A 14,240-nucleotide genomic window follows, 5' to 3' on the forward strand; every position below is an offset into this window, starting at 1 on the left:
CTGGATCGGCAGGTTATGACTGTGTAACCGCCATTGACATGCCGGGAGGTACGGCCACTGTCAACTCAAGTCTCGTTCAGGACAAATCATGCACCTTATTTTACTCTGCTGAGACTATATAAGATATTGAATGGTTATAAAGACTGAAAAAGTCCTCACTTTCTTACTCACTCAAACATCAAGCATAAGGCGGAATTAATCTTCTGTCACTCCTTTTCTTTTATAAAAACTTGACTTTTATTTTGAGAATGACAATATACTCAATAATACTTTATACACCAAAATAGATGCTTTCCAAAGAAGGGGAAGATATATGAAGCTGTCTAGAGTTCTTCATGATAGACAATTCGGAATACGGTTTAACTTATTCTAGGACTATTGTATGTATTTTTTTGTTATATCCCTAACATACTTATATATGATCAGCATCATTTTAAATTTATCCAATTTATTTTATATTTTTGTCAGCAACGGTGTACAGATAATCTATTCGGAATATTGGTCATATTTAATAAATTTTGAAAGAATTGAAAATGTGAACAATTTTCTGACAAAATATTTGTCTACTATTCAAACGCTAGCAGCTATAATAAGCATATTTGCTTTATTTCTAATTTATAGAGCATATATTTTGTCCAAAGAAGAACTAGCCATGCTAAAAAAACAATATGATTACGCTTTTGCAGATTTAGAAATAGGTCCGATAATATATAATTTTCAATCTAAAAACATATCAGGTTTAATACAAGCCGATTCATTAAGAATTAGTTTTTTCAATCGCTCTTCCTCAACCGTTTCGGTCCGAGTGATCACTTTGATGAAAAGAACAGAAGGTAAACTTGAACCTATACTTTATTTTCTACCTTCACAAAATAACAAAGTAATTGATCCGGGTGCATCCAAAGATATCGAGTATTCTTTGCCACCATTCTTTGACTATTCCGAAACTATATATGACGAAATAATCAGTAATGATATAGTGTATATTCATCTTGAAGATTCTCTAGGTAATAGGTATACCCATCAAATCTTTTTTTCTGACCTCTTTGGTATGTGCACAGCAATAGAAATAGAAGGCAAGACAGTATTTGGAGATCCATCAATAGTCAAGGAGTCTTTACAAGACATAGTATAAGCTAAATCTTTATAAACAATCTCAACTCAAAAAAAGGATCAAAAAAAGGATTATTTTAATGCGTTGTGCTATTTACGCAAGATACAGTACTGAGCTCCAAGATGAAAAGTCAATTGAAGATCAGGTCCGCGAATGTAGAGACTTTGCCGCGAAAAAAGGATGGACTGTCCTTGAAGATCATATCTATTATGACCGGGCCGTATCCGGGGCCAGCACGAATAACCGGGAAGGCCTGAACCTCATGATAAACGAGGTGATGAGCGATCCCCGGCCTTTTGACAGGATTCTTGTTGACGACACTTCACGGGTTGCCCGAAATACAATTGATGCGCTCAGGACGTTTCACCGGCTAAAATTCAAGGGCGTGTTTATCTCCTTTATCTCCCAGGGGATTGACACGGCGCTTGAAACCGCTGAAGAAATGATAACGCTCCACGGCATGGTCGATTCGCTCTACATCCGGGAGCTTCGGAAAAAGACTCATCGCGGATTGAAAGGCCGCGCTCTGGACGGCATGAACGCAGGCGGCTGTCCCTATGGGTACAAGATCGAATACACTTTTGACCCCACCAAAAAGGATCGCTTCGGGAATCCCCTGGCGACCGGCGGGCAAAGAGTGATTGACCCGATTGAAGCCGAGATCGTGAAGCGAATCTTTGAAATGTATATATCAGGTTTGAGTACTTATAAAATCGCGGAAAAACTAAATAGCGAAAAAGTCCCCTCCCCTCGTGGCGGCACCTGGTCATTTTCTGCGGTTTATGGTGATAACAAAAAGGGAACCGGCATACTGAACAATGAGCAGTATATAGGGAAATATATCTGGAATAAAAGCGAATGGATAAAAGACCCGGAGACTGGGAAAAGAAAACGCTTTGAACGTCCCCGCGATGAATGGGTTATTGTTGATTGCCCGGAGCTGATAATCATACCAGACAAACTATGGGAAGCCGCAAAGCGGCGACAGGCCGAAGTCGGTAAAAAGAATAACCCGTACACATACCGGGGAGGACGAAGTCCGAAATACGCTTTAAGTGGACTTTTAAAATGCAGTCAATGCGGTAGTAGTTACGTCATAAGCGGACACAATCAATATGCTTGTGCTTCATATAAGAACCGGGGTGTGTCGGTATGTAGTAATAATGTGTATATCAATAAAAATCTAATTGAAAGTGCCATAATACCGAGAATCACCGGAGAGCTTTTTAATGATTCCTTTTTTGATGATATACAAAGCCGCGTCACAAGAATTTTAAACGCTTCAAAGGATGATAGCAAGGAAAGGCGAAATAGACTTGAAAAGGAACTAAAAGACCAGGAGACAAAACTTGACAACCTGATAAAAGCAATTGAAAGCGGCATCATCACAGACACCACAAAAACCAGAATTGAAGAAGCTGAAAACCGTATAAAAGAAATAAATGAAGAACTGAAAAACGGGCCGAAAGATAAACCCCGAGTTGCGGTACTGGACAGCACTATCAGAAATCTTATGGGGCGGCTTGATGAACTGATGATAAAAAGACCCCAAAAGGCGCGGGCCATCCTGGGGAAATTGATTGATCGTATTGATGTGACCAATGAAAAAACCCGCCTAAAAATTGAAATCACTCCAAAAGATGAAGTAATTACGAATCTTTATAGCGGGTTTTCCTTATCGTTGGTAGCGGGGACAGGATTCGAACCTGTGACCTTCGGGTTATGAGCCCGACGAGCTACCTGACTGCTCCACCCCGCGTCATGAATGTGAGACTATAGCACTCCTTCAGGATTGTGTCAAGAAAGAGTTCAATATTTTTCTGTTTTTTATGCCGTCCCTGTTCCTGTTTCAGAAATCACTGCCAGCCTTCTCAATTTCCGTTTCAGCAATCACGACCTGTCTCCGCTTCATGATCCTCTCCCGGCCTCACCACCCGACATGCCGCATATCCGTCACATCCGGTTGCCTCGCCGGGTTCTCGTGCCGAATTATCGTGTCGGGACATCATATCGGGGCGCCTCAGTGTGTTCGCGTAGGTCTATTCTGCCGGGCCGCCGCGGATACTATGCTTCGTCCTTGATCTCCTTCTTTTTCGGCTCCTCTTCCTCGACCTCGTCGTTGACGCTGGAAACACCCTTTTTGAAGTTTTTGATACCCTTCCCCAGGGCGCTGCCGACCTCGGGCAGCCTTCCGGCTCCGAATATGATGAGAGCCAATACCAAAATGATAATCAGCTCTGTCGTCCCTAAACCAAACATGGTTGTCGCTCCCGTACATTTTAAACGATGTTTACATATAACACATTTTCGGCCCAAATACAATATGATTGTATCGGGCCGCATTCTTCCAAGTAAATTCTCTGTACCCCTCCCGATCAGAGGCCGTTTTATGCCCGCTTGATGAGAAAGATAAACTTTTCGTTGATCCTGACGATGTTTCCCCCGGCGTCTACGGCTGCGTGAACGGTATGTCCCCTGGCGTGAACAGTGCCGGTTTCGGCGTCCGCCACCTCGTATTCCAGCTTCAGGCTGGCGCGCTTCACGAAGGCGACCCGGGTGCGTATTTCGATCAACTCGTCATAGCGCACAGGCGACAGGTACTTGACATATGCCTCGGTCACCGGAAACAGAACGCCCCCCTCCTCGACCTCCCGGTAGGTGGTCCCCAGGTCCCTCAAAAACTCGGTCCTGCCGATCTCGAACCATCTCAGATAGTGAGCGTAATAGGCATATCCCATGGCGTCCACGTCGGCATAGCGAACCCGGAGGGTGAATCGATGGGTTTTTCGGGGCCCGCTCACACATCCGCCCCCAGGAACATCTCCATCAGCGTGTGCCCCTGTTCGATAAACGGACCATGAGCCATGATGCGCTCAGTAAAGCCGGGGGCTCCGGACGGCGCGATACCGTCACCATAAACGGCGAACGGCACCGGCTCCGAGCTGTGGGTGCGTATTTCTATGGGGGTGGGATGGTCGGGTAGAAGCAAAACGCGAAATCGCCCCATCTCCTCGAGACCCGCCATCATCGGGCCCACCACCTCCCGATCGAAATCCTCCATGGCCTGTATCTTGAGATCGACGTCGCCTGCGTGCCCCGCCTCGTCGGGGGCCTCCACGTGGAGATACACAAAATCCGCCCCGGACCACAGCGCAGAAAGCGACGCCGCCACCTTCCCCTCATAATTGGTATCCAACCATCCGGTGGCGCCGGGCACTTCCACGACGTCCAACCCCGCCAGCCTTCCCAGCCCCTGGATCAGGTCGACGGCGCTGACGACCGCGCCGGTAATGCCGTAGCGTTCCCGGTATCCCGGGAGTGTCGGCTTCGTACCCTGCCCCCAAAACCAGGGGGCCGAAGCGACAGGCTCCCCCCGTCGGCGGCGATCCGCATTGATCGGATGATCGGCAAAGATCATCTCCGCCCGCCTCATCAGGTCGAGGAGGCGGCCTGCGCCCTCGCCGTGGGGGAGGTACATGCCGATCTCCTCCCCCAGGATATCGTGAGGCGGCGTGGTGACGACCGAGGCCACACCATTGCTCCAAATCATAATGTGGCGATAGCTCCTGCCCGGATACATCCGAAATTCGAAATCGCCCAGATTCATCTCCAGGGACCGAACCATCGGCGCGGATTCCTCGGTGGGGATGTGGCCGCACGAGTAATCGGCCATGATCCGTTTACCCGACGGCTCCCTCCCCAGGGAGACCAGGTTCATACGAAACGCTACGTCCCCCGGCTTCATTGCGATGCCCATATTGGCAGCCTCGACGGGCCCCCGGCCGGTGTAATAGACCGACGGATCAAACCCCATCACCGACATATTGGCCACGTCCGACCCCGGATCGAACCCCATCGGGACGGTTTTCACCGATCCCACCATGCCCTCGGCGGCGATACGATCCATGTGCGGGGTATGGGCCGCCTCCAAGGGCGTGCAGCCGCCCAGCTCCGTAAGTGTGCGATCCGCCATGCCGTCCCCCAGAAGCACGACGTATTTCATGCCACCACTCATGTGAAATCCATGACGGAGAGGACGTCATCCATCTTCGGCTTGACGGTATGTGTTTCGGGAGACACGCCGATGGCGGTGTCCGGGTCCTTCAGACCGTGGCCGGTGAGGGTGCAAACGATCCGCTCGCCTTTCTTGAACATGCCTCGGCCCGCCGCTTTCTTCACTCCCGCCACTGACGCCGCCGAGGCCGGCTCGCAGAAGATGCCCTCGGTGGCGGCGATGATTCGGTAAGCCTCGAGGATCTCCTCGTCGGTGACCATGTCGATGAGCCCCCCGGATTCATCACGGGCCAGCTCCGCCCGCTTCCACGACGCCGGGTTGCCGATGCGAATGGCGGTGGCGATGGTCTCCGGATTGGTCACCACCTCACCCCTCACGATGGGGGCCGCCCCCGCCGCCTGAAAGCCGATCATCTTCGGCCGTCGTGAGGCGATACCATCTTTGAAATACTCCGTATACCCCATCCAGTACGAGGTGATATTACCGGCGTTCCCCACAGGCAGCGCGTGATAGTCCGGCGCATCGCCCAAGACGTCTATGATCTCAAACGCCGCGCTCTTCTGACCGATGATGCGAAACTCGTTGAGGGAATTGACCATCGTTATGGGATGTGTTTCCGATATCTCCCGGACCAGCATCAGGGCCTCGTCGAAGTTCCCCTCCACCTGGATGACCGTGGCGCCGTGCATGACCGCCTGGGAGAGCTTGCCCAGGGCGATCTTCCCCTGGGGGATGAGGACATAAGCCCGAATGCCGGCCTTTGCGGCATACGCCGCCGCGGAGGCGGAGGTATTGCCGGTGGAGGCGCAGATGACCGCCTGGGATCCCTCCTCCACTGCCTTGCTCACCGCAAGGGTCATCCCCCGATCCTTGAATGAGCAGGTTGGATTGAGGCCGTCGTATTTGAGGTAGAGTTCCACGCCGGGGGCGACGGCATCCGCGAGCTTCTTCGCCCTGACGAGGGGGGTATTTCCCTCAAGGAGGGTGATGACGGAGCCTCGATCGTTCATGGGAAATCGCTTCCAGTACCTGTCGATGAGGCCCCGATATTCGGTCGGAGTGTGATCGGTCATGGCTGTGTCTTCTCCTTCAGGTTCGTATCCTCCACCCGGTAGAAGATGGAGGGTTTCTCGACGATATCCAGATCGTCGATCTCACGCAGGGCGGATCTGATATTCTTTTCCTTCGCCTCGTGCGTCATCATCACGACGGGGACGGTGTCGAGGTCTTCGGCCCTCCCCTTCTGGATGACGGAAACAATACTGATGTCATGGGCGCCCAGGATGCCGGATATCTTCGAAAGCACCCCCGGCCGATCCTTGGCGTCGAAGCGGAGGTAGAAGTTGGTCGTCACCTCATCCATCGGCTTGGGCGAGACGGTCTTGATGGCGTCGTTGCGAAACGAGAGGGGCGGCACCCGCTCCGAGATGCCCGCGGATACATTTCGGGCAAGCTCGACGACGTCCGATACCACGGCGGTGCCGGTCGGCATCATCCCCGCTCCCTGGCCGTAGAGGAGTATGTTCCCCACCGCCTCGCCGCGGATGTAAAACGCGTTCATGTTGTAGTTGACATTGGAGAGAAGATAGCGGAACGGGATGAGGGTCGGGTGCACCCTGGCCTCGATGCCGTCGGGCGTGTTGACCAGGATGGACAAAAGCTTGATCTTGTATCCCAGCTCACCGGCGAACGTGATATCCAGGGCGTCCACGTGGGAGATCCCCTCGACGTAGATGTCCTTGTATGGTATCTTCACCCCGTATGTCAGAGGGATGGTGATCGCAAGCTTGTGGGCGGAATCGAATCCCTCAACGTCCAGGGTGGGGTCCGCCTCGGCGTACCCGAGCTCCTGGGCCATCTTCAGGGCATCGGCGAACTCCATCCCGTCCTCGGTCATGCGGGTGAGGATATAGTTGCAGGTACCGTTGGTGATGCCGAAGATGAACCGGACGTTGTCCCCCACCAAACCCTCCTTGAGGGTCCGGATGATCGGGATGCCGCCGCCCACACTGGCCTCGAAGTTGATATCCACCCCCTTCTCAAAGGCCGCACTGAATATCTCGTCTCCGGCCTCGGCCAAAAGCGCCTTGTTGGCGGTGACCACATGCTTTTCCTTGTCGATGGCCTGAAGGATCATCTTCTGGGCCGTGCCGATGCCGCCCATCGTCTCCACGACGATGTCGATATCGGGATCCGCGAGGATGTTCTTGTAGTCGTCGGTCAGGATGTCCTTCGGGACCGCAAAGCCCCGATCCCGCGTAATATCGATATCCGCCACCTTCGAGACGACAACCTCCCGCCCCACCCGTTGGGATATGAGGTCCTTGTTTTCAAGGAGGATTTTGACTACGCCGCTTCCAACCGTGCCGAATCCGACCACACCGATGGAAATCGGCTTCATTCTGGATTGGGACATACCCGCCCCCTTTATAATATTTTTCTGATTCCCTTGATCGCTTGATTGATGCGCTGGGTGTTCTCAACCAGGGCGAACCGGACGTATTCGTCCCCCTGGATGCCGAATCCGATTCCCGGTGACACGGCCACCTTGGATTCTGTGAGCACGAATTTTGAAAATTCGAGAGAACCCATATGCCGATACTGTTCGGGGATCTTTGCCCACACGAACATGGTGGCCTTCGGTTTTTCGATCTCCCAACCGGCTCTCCCCAGGCCGTCCACCAGGGCGTCCCGGCGCTTCTTGTAGTTTTCGGAAATATCCAACACACAATTCTGATCTTCGTTCAGGGCGATAATCGACGCAATCTGTATCGGCTGGAAGACCCCGTAATCAAGGTAGCTCTTCATCCGGGCGAGGGCCGAGACAAGCCGCCGGTTGCCCACGGCGAATCCCACCCGCCATCCGGGCATGTTGTAGCTCTTCGAGAGGGAGGTGAACTCGATCCCCACGTCCTTCGCCCCGGGCACCTCCATGAAGCTGGGTGCCCGGTAGCCGTCGAAGACGATGTCCGCGTAGGCGAAATCGTGGACCACGATGATGTTGTTTTCCCGGGCGAATTCCACCACCTTTTCAAAGAAACCGATGTCCACCACCCGGGTCGTGGGATTGTGGGGGAACGAGATGATCATCATGACCGGCCGGGGCCAGATGAGGGTGAGGGCCGTCATGAGGTCCGAGAAAAAATCGCGATCCGGCGAAAGCGGGATGCTCCTGATATCCCCCCCGGCGATAATCACCGAATAGGTGTGAATCGGATAGGTCGGGTTGGGCACGATAACGGAGCTTCCCGGCTCCACCACACTCAGGACAAAGTGGGACAGACCCTCCTTGGCGCCGATGGTAACGATGACCTCCTCATCCGGGTCCAGCTCAACGTTGTACCGTTCCCGGTATCGATCCACGACGGCGCTCCTGAGCCGGTATATCCCCCGGGAGGAGCTGTAGCGGTGATTTCGGGGATTCCGGACCGCCTCCACGAGCTTCTCCACAATGTGGGGCGGCGTCTCCTTGTCCGGGTTGCCCATCCCCAAATCGATGATGTCCTCCCCCCGCCTTCGGGCCTCCAGCTTCAGGGCGTCGACCTCGGCGAAGACATAGGGGGGCATGCGTTTTATTCGATGAAATTCCTGCACGATAGCGTCCATTCTCCCATATAACCGCTGCACAAAACAGACTCGCCGTCTCAGAGACGACGAGCGGGCATCCCACGTACCATACACAAAAACCGAAGAATTAGCAACCCCTATCTCGTTGACACCGTGGAAAACAGTACTCTCACGGACTTTACTCGATACGGGAGAGCGTAAATCCGTTCGAGGTGATATACACGGCAAATCGATCGTCCTCGTCCGGGTAGGTGAACACCGCAGCTCCGTAGACCGCCTCCACCAGGGGCAGCCGGTCCCCCTTTTCAAAGAGGTACCGCCACAGGCCGTCCCATCGCTCACAGGCTGTTGAATAGATCGTCGGCGGATACGCGGCCTCATCGGCGGGGTCCGTGTATCTCCCCCGGATACGGACAATCCGGTAACCGGAGGTGATCCCCAGAATGGTGAGGCGACCGTCGAAATCGATAATGTACCCCTCCACCATCCACTGATCTCCTCTCAAGAGGAGCTTCTGGGCATCGCCGCCCGCGGGAGTGTATTCCATATCGAGGTCGAACCCGGCGTCTGTGGAGAGATCCCGGCAGTATACCTCGGCCACCGGCTTTCGAACATCGACGGTCCCGTGGGCCCGCAGCAGAAGGGCGAAGAGGAGTATCGCAAGAGAGGCCGTCAGAAAGAGGAGCAGTAACAGTCCCTTGATGATCGATCCAACGAAGCCGTGACGCCTCTTCGCCTCCTTCTTCTTTTTTCCCCCCAGCCGGGCGCGAACGAACAGAAACGCGGCCAGCAGCGTTACAAGCAGCATCACCCCGCCGACGATGCCGACGGTATCGGCGGCCGGAATATAATCGATGGGAAACATGATTCGCCCCTTTGTGCGCTATTGTTTAAAGGAGAGGCGGCCGGATCGCAATCCCCCCGCTCCCGGCCGCTTACACATCGATGTCCAACTCCAGCATACCCTCGGTGACGGCCCCCTCGACGATCTTCCAGATAATCGGCATGTCATGATGACGCCATATATCAGTCAGGTCGTCCCCGGAGAGCCTCCGTACATCCTCCCCCCTGTCCCTGATGGTCTTAAGAATCGCCCGCTGCACCTGGTCGCGAAAGAGATTCGGAACGGCGGCCATCAGTTTTTTATGTGTCTCATTCGCGGGGCAGTCGACCTCCAGGGAGTGATCGACCCAACTGTTGCGCCGATAAAACTCCCGCCAGACATACTCGACTCCCTCTTCCAGTTGCTCGGGTGCCATTTGCTTCGGGCGAAAGACCGCGTGGCGGGTGTTGTACCTCCCCCAGTCTTCGTCGATGATGCGTCCCTGCAGTGCGAGCTTTTCGTATAGCGGCGTCTTGGGATAGGGTGTCAGAATGAGGAACTCCGCCTCGACGATACCGCTTTTATTGAGGAACTCCAGCGTCACATCGAAGATGGACTCGGTATCGTGATCGAAGCCGAAGATAAACGACCCCATCACCTTGATGCCCGCATCCTGCAGCACCGCGATGTAGTCAAGATACTTGCCGACCTGCTCACCCAGGGAGGAGACGTCCTTCTTGAGCCCTACCGATATCCAGGGCCCCACATCCACGTACATGGACCAGCACCCGGAACGGGCCAGGAGGTCCACATACTTCCTATCCGATGCGATGCTCAGGGGCGCCATTCCGGTCCATCGCCGGTCCATCTCGGTCATGGTCTCAAAGAGACGGCGAAACATCCGCCGCTTGATCATCAGATTATCATCGACAAAATAGAGATATTCGGAAAGGCTCGCGATCTCGCCTATGACCTCGTCCAGGGGGCGAACCCGATATTCCCTGCCGAAGTTCTTGGGCACGGCGCAGAACTCGCAGTTGAGGGGACATCCCCGGGTGATCTGTATCGACCGAATGGGCAGATAGTCGTCCGAACTCAACAAATCGTGTCGGGGGTACGGCATGTCGGAAAGGCTCGGCTTATGAAGGCAGACATAGGCCCCGCGGGATCTCCCCGCCGAGACATCCTCCAAAACCGTCCCCCACAATCCTTCGGCCTCCCCCACCACCACCGCGTCGGCATGGGCCAGGGCCTCCTCGGGGACCAGAGACGTATGCGCCCCCCCCATGACCACCGGGATCTTTCGTTTCCGAAAAAGGTCCGCCAGCCGATACGCCTCGGGTATCTGGGGCGTCATGGCGGAAATCGCCACCACATCCGCCTCCAGGTCATGGGGTATCGTCATATGTCTGCCGTCGAAGAAAACCACCTCATAGTCGGGAGGGGTCAAAGACGCCAGCACCAGGGCCCCCAGGGGCGCGATATGCTTTCGGTATGCCAAAGGCAGACCCTCGAAATCGGGAAAAACGAGCGCAAGACGCCTTGTCGCCATGATGTCAGCCCTCCTTCCCGGTATCGACCGAAGACGCATCGGGGGAATCGTCATCTTTCTTCCAGAACGGATAAAACATATACCATTGATCCGGATATCGGCGAATGTATTCCTCTATTACGGAAGCCATTTTCTGCGCCAGAACCAGGACGTCCCGGTTGCGGTTCCCGGTTCGGCGCGGAAAAATCGGTTCGGACACAAACGGCATGTAGCGATTATCTTCGGTCAGTACCACGAACGTGGGGAGTATCGGCGCGCCGGAGACATATGAGAGGAGATACGGTCCCATGGGGAAGAGGGTGTCCCTGCCGAAGAGCCGCACCGTCATCCCGTTTCCCCGCATCACTCGGTCGCCCTTCAGGGCGATAATCTCCCCGGCGTTGAGCTTCCTGATAATCATGAGGGATACCTCAAAACCGCCGTCCATCGGGATACTGAAGACGTTCTGGTCCGTCCGGGCGAGGCGCCGCTGCTCTTCGAAGGCCTCCGTCCGATCGGGCATATAGACCATGTTCACATTCACGTCGAACTTGCCGAGGGTCATCCCCCCCAATTCCCAGTTTCCGATATGGCCGGTCAGAAAAATCGCTCCCTTCTCACCCTTCAGGGCCTCGTGTATGTGCTCGCTTCCCACCTGCGGAGCGATCAATTCCGCGATGCGTTCCCGGGGAAGCGAAGCGACATAGAACATATCGGTAAACATCTTGGTCACATTGGAAAAGACCCGCCACGTCAGCCTTCGTATGTCCCGGGGTGACGCATCCCGACTAAGGGCGGCGGTGAGATTCCCCCTGACGGCGCGGCGAAAACGATGACCGAAAAAGTAATAAAAAAACGCGAACGGGTAGCGAACCAGATGGAAAAACCAGCGCGGAAAGGTCCTCATGAACCAGGGACTCATCCCGAGAAGCACCCGGACAAGCCCCGAGTCATGATACCACTTCCAGAATCCGGTCTGCTGATTCGGCGAATCAGGATTTTTTTTCATTTCTGTATGCTATCGTGCCCGCATGGGAAAATCAAGCTTTTACGGTTCGTTTCCCGATAACCTCTTTATGGGTACGGATTTCTATGATATCATAATTTTTAAATCCTTCGATTGGAACTGTTGATGGTATCGGAAAACGAACCGACGACGAAAGGCAACAAGGTCCTTATCGTCGATGATGTCAATTTCTTTCTGGACGTCCAGCGGCACATGCTTTCCCAGGTCGAGTGCGATATCCTGACCGCCCGATCTGGACTGGAGGCTCTGCGCATCATAAAAAAGAATCGGCCGCAGCTTGTGCTTCTCGATTACAATATGCCCGACCTCAACGGAGACAAGACATGTGAAATAGTCAAGCGTGATCCTCGATACAGGGACATTCCCATCGTTATCGTATCCAGTGAGCCGGGAGAAGACGTGAAAAACCGGTGCCTCGCCGCCGGCGCGGACTATTACCTCACAAAGCCGGTCGACCAGATGGAATTCATCGAGGCGGTCAGTAGGCTCCTGCGGGTCAGGAGTTCTCTGTATTACCCCAGGGTGTTTCTCAGAAGCGAGGTATACCTCAGAGGGAAAGGTGAGATACAGCGAATGATGACGGTGGACATCTCCCTGACCGGCATTTTTCTTGAGACAACCAATCCGGTGGAGGTGGGTGAGACGGTAACGGTTCACCTGACCATTCCGGTGCCCCGAAAGAATATCGAGGTGACCGCCCGGGTGACAAAGATCGTTACCGAAGAGGAGATGCAAAAAACCGGCCTGTTCCCCGGTATGGCCCTGGAGTTTCTCTCCCTGGATTTGGAGGATCGTCGATATATCGAGCAATATATCGATCACGCCGTCAAAATGAACAAGCGGGATCTGTCCGGTAAGGACTCCCGCATCCATTTCGTCTAACCGTATCCGACACCCACTCCGTCACACTTCAGTCCTACTTCCCCGCCGGACATCTCGGTGTTTCTTTCGGCTGTGTCGATTGACATGTACGCACGATGCCGGCTTCGGTGAAAAACGGGGCTTTAAAAAAAGACGCCGTGAAACGAGCGCCGGGCGGAGGGATGAAAACATGTTATGGTGATCTGAAGGTGATCGGGGGAAGGGTGAAACGGTTTATCCCACGTTCTGAGCGTTTGATACGGTCACGTCATATCCGGCGGTATTCCCGGGAACATTGAAAATCACCAACATGAACTGAATGGGTTTACCCGGATCGAGCCGGGAGTTGATCATCTCATCTCCGGTGGGCTGATCGAGACGCGCCCGTATCTGGTCTCCGGGGAGATTCTCCAATTCTTGTACGGTCAGAATGTTCCCACAGTACGAGGTATACGTGCCGATACCCGCGCCCGTGTCGTCATAGAGGGTAAGGCGGACCTGAATCTGTCCCTTGGGGGCATCGGAGTTGTTGATAACAACACCCTCGACCACCAGGGTCTTACCCTTTTCGTTGTTTTGTATATAATAGTGAGAGATTTTATTTTGAACGATATCCAATTTTTCAAGGGGGTCGGCCTCCCGCCTGCCGAAATTCTCTACAAGCGTCAAGAGTCCCGTAACGCCGTCATCCAAAAATATATTTGAGACCAGGTATACACCGGCAAGCAGTACGACAAATACGATCAGTCCGACCACCAGCGGACTTCTGCGACTTCCCTTCTTCTTCGGTATCATGAGTTGATCGCCGGGAAGAGAAGTCCCCCCATCATCGAAGCCGAAATCGGTATCCAGGGGTTTACTCTCAAAGCTCATCGAATCACCGATGGCAAAATCATCCTCCTCCGAAGTGATCAGCTCATCCTCGCCGAATCCCAGATCAAGCCCGTCGTCGGCACCGCCTCCTTCAGGACCGGAGAGCACATCGGCGAAGCCGTCTCCAGCCTCGTCGTCCAGGCCGAAATCAAGATCATCGCCCTCCCCGCCTTCCAATCCTCCGGCGTCGTCCATACCCAAATCGTCATCGAGGAGGCTGTCTCCCCCACCACTGTCGTCCATGCCCAAATCGTCATCGAGGAGGCTGTCTCCCCCACCACCGTCGTCCATACCCAAATCATCATCGAGGAGGCTGTCTCCCCCACCGGCGTCGTCCAGGCTCAAATCATCATCGAGGAGGCTGTCTCCCCCGCCGACGTCGTCCATGCCCAAATCATCATCGAGGAGGCTGTCTCCCCCGCCGACGTC

At 54.0% G+C, this 14,240-nt stretch carries 13 protein-coding genes, 1 tRNA gene and 1 pseudogene; 4 read left to right on the plus strand and 11 right to left on the minus strand.

Going from position 1 to position 14,240, the window contains the following annotated elements:
* Nucleotides 1–418 precede the first annotated feature (418 nt).
* From JW885_10010 to JW885_10020, 3 genes and pseudogenes are all read left to right on the plus strand, one after another.
* A complete protein-coding gene (locus JW885_10010; protein MBN1882496.1) occupies nucleotides 419–1,135 on the plus strand; it encodes a hypothetical protein in 717 nt (238 codons plus the stop codon).
* A 58-nt stretch (nucleotides 1,136–1,193) separates the two neighbouring features.
* Nucleotides 1,194–1,649, plus strand: a pseudogene (locus tag JW885_10015) (recombinase family protein).
* Nucleotides 1,650–2,036: 387 nt separating this feature from the next.
* Nucleotides 2,037–2,840, plus strand: a complete 804-nt coding sequence (locus JW885_10020; GenBank protein ID MBN1882497.1) for a recombinase zinc beta ribbon domain-containing protein — start codon at nucleotides 2,037–2,039, stop codon at nucleotides 2,838–2,840.
* Here JW885_10020 and JW885_10025 read toward each other — a convergent pair.
* From JW885_10025 to JW885_10070, 10 genes are all read right to left on the minus strand, one after another.
* A tRNA-Met gene (locus tag JW885_10025) sits at nucleotides 2,797–2,873 on the minus strand. The genes JW885_10020 and JW885_10025 overlap by 44 nt on opposite strands.
* Before the next feature lie 305 nt (nucleotides 2,874–3,178).
* Complete coding sequence (gene tatA / locus JW885_10030) at nucleotides 3,179–3,373, minus strand: twin-arginine translocase TatA/TatE family subunit (GenBank protein ID MBN1882498.1); 195 nt, start codon at nucleotides 3,371–3,373, stop codon at nucleotides 3,179–3,181.
* A gap of 128 nt (nucleotides 3,374–3,501) precedes the next feature.
* Nucleotides 3,502–3,852 (minus strand): acyl-CoA thioesterase, encoded by a 351-nt coding sequence (locus JW885_10035; GenBank protein ID MBN1882499.1) that lies wholly within the window; start codon nucleotides 3,850–3,852, stop codon nucleotides 3,502–3,504.
* 59 nt (nucleotides 3,853–3,911) lie between these two features.
* Complete coding sequence (locus JW885_10040) at nucleotides 3,912–5,117, minus strand: cofactor-independent phosphoglycerate mutase (GenBank protein MBN1882500.1); 1,206 nt, start codon at nucleotides 5,115–5,117, stop codon at nucleotides 3,912–3,914.
* Between the two features lie 8 nt (nucleotides 5,118–5,125).
* Nucleotides 5,126–6,202, minus strand: coding sequence for a threonine synthase (locus JW885_10045; protein MBN1882501.1), 1,077 nt, complete (start codon nucleotides 6,200–6,202; stop codon nucleotides 5,126–5,128).
* Nucleotides 6,199–7,530 (minus strand): homoserine dehydrogenase, encoded by a 1,332-nt coding sequence (locus JW885_10050; protein MBN1882502.1) that lies wholly within the window; start codon nucleotides 7,528–7,530, stop codon nucleotides 6,199–6,201. Before JW885_10050 ends, JW885_10045 begins: the two co-directional genes overlap by 4 nt.
* Nucleotides 7,531–7,556: 26 nt before the next feature.
* A complete protein-coding gene (locus JW885_10055; protein MBN1882503.1) occupies nucleotides 7,557–8,723 on the minus strand; it encodes an aminotransferase class I/II-fold pyridoxal phosphate-dependent enzyme in 1,167 nt (388 codons plus the stop codon).
* A gap of 151 nt (nucleotides 8,724–8,874) precedes the next feature.
* Entirely contained in the window at nucleotides 8,875–9,561 is a 687-nt protein-coding gene (locus JW885_10060) for a hypothetical protein (GenBank protein MBN1882504.1), read from the minus strand.
* A gap of 70 nt (nucleotides 9,562–9,631) precedes the next feature.
* Nucleotides 9,632–11,071: a B12-binding domain-containing radical SAM protein gene (locus tag JW885_10065; protein ID MBN1882505.1), complete on the minus strand. Its 1,440-nt coding sequence runs from the start codon at nucleotides 11,069–11,071 to the stop codon at nucleotides 9,632–9,634.
* A gap of 4 nt (nucleotides 11,072–11,075) precedes the next feature.
* Nucleotides 11,076–12,059 (minus strand): lysophospholipid acyltransferase family protein, encoded by a 984-nt coding sequence (locus tag JW885_10070; protein ID MBN1882506.1) that lies wholly within the window; start codon nucleotides 12,057–12,059, stop codon nucleotides 11,076–11,078.
* Nucleotides 12,060–12,182: 123 nt separating this feature from the next.
* Between JW885_10070 and JW885_10075 the strand changes: the two genes are divergently transcribed.
* A complete protein-coding gene (locus JW885_10075; GenBank protein ID MBN1882507.1) occupies nucleotides 12,183–12,959 on the plus strand; it encodes a response regulator in 777 nt (258 codons plus the stop codon).
* A 213-nt stretch (nucleotides 12,960–13,172) separates the two neighbouring features.
* Here the strand turns inward: JW885_10075 and JW885_10080 are convergent.
* A partial coding sequence (locus JW885_10080; GenBank protein MBN1882508.1) for a DUF3426 domain-containing protein occupies nucleotides 13,173–14,240 on the minus strand: 1,068 nt, incomplete at its 5' end.

Source organism: Candidatus Zymogenaceae bacterium, from assembly GCA_016931225.1.
Lineage (GTDB): Bacteria > Desulfobacterota > Zymogenia > Zymogenales > Zymogenaceae > JAFGFE01.

What these genes read in the sequence shown, in the direction of transcription:
- JW885_10060 (MBN1882504.1), bottom strand. Translation starts at nt 9,561, where the DNA reads ATGTTTCCCATCGATTATATTCCGGCCGCCGATACCGTCGGCATCGTC.
- JW885_10010 (MBN1882496.1), top strand. Translation starts at nt 419, where the DNA reads ATGATCAGCATCATTTTAAATTTATCCAATTTATTTTATATTTTTGTC.
- JW885_10050 (MBN1882502.1), bottom strand. Translation starts at nt 7,530, where the DNA reads ATGAAGCCGATTTCCATCGGTGTGGTCGGATTCGGCACGGTTGGAAGC.
- JW885_10075 (MBN1882507.1), top strand. Translation starts at nt 12,183, where the DNA reads ATGGTATCGGAAAACGAACCGACGACGAAAGGCAACAAGGTCCTTATC.
- JW885_10070 (MBN1882506.1), bottom strand. Translation starts at nt 12,059, where the DNA reads ATGAAAAAAAATCCTGATTCGCCGAATCAGCAGACCGGATTCTGGAAG.
- JW885_10035 (MBN1882499.1), bottom strand. Translation starts at nt 3,852, where the DNA reads ATGGGATATGCCTATTACGCTCACTATCTGAGATGGTTCGAGATCGGC.
- JW885_10040 (MBN1882500.1), bottom strand. Translation starts at nt 5,117, where the DNA reads ATGAAATACGTCGTGCTTCTGGGGGACGGCATGGCGGATCGCACACTT.
- JW885_10065 (MBN1882505.1), bottom strand. Translation starts at nt 11,071, where the DNA reads ATGGCGACAAGGCGTCTTGCGCTCGTTTTTCCCGATTTCGAGGGTCTG.
- tatA (MBN1882498.1), bottom strand. Translation starts at nt 3,373, where the DNA reads ATGTTTGGTTTAGGGACGACAGAGCTGATTATCATTTTGGTATTGGCT.
- JW885_10045 (MBN1882501.1), bottom strand. Translation starts at nt 6,202, where the DNA reads ATGACCGATCACACTCCGACCGAATATCGGGGCCTCATCGACAGGTAC.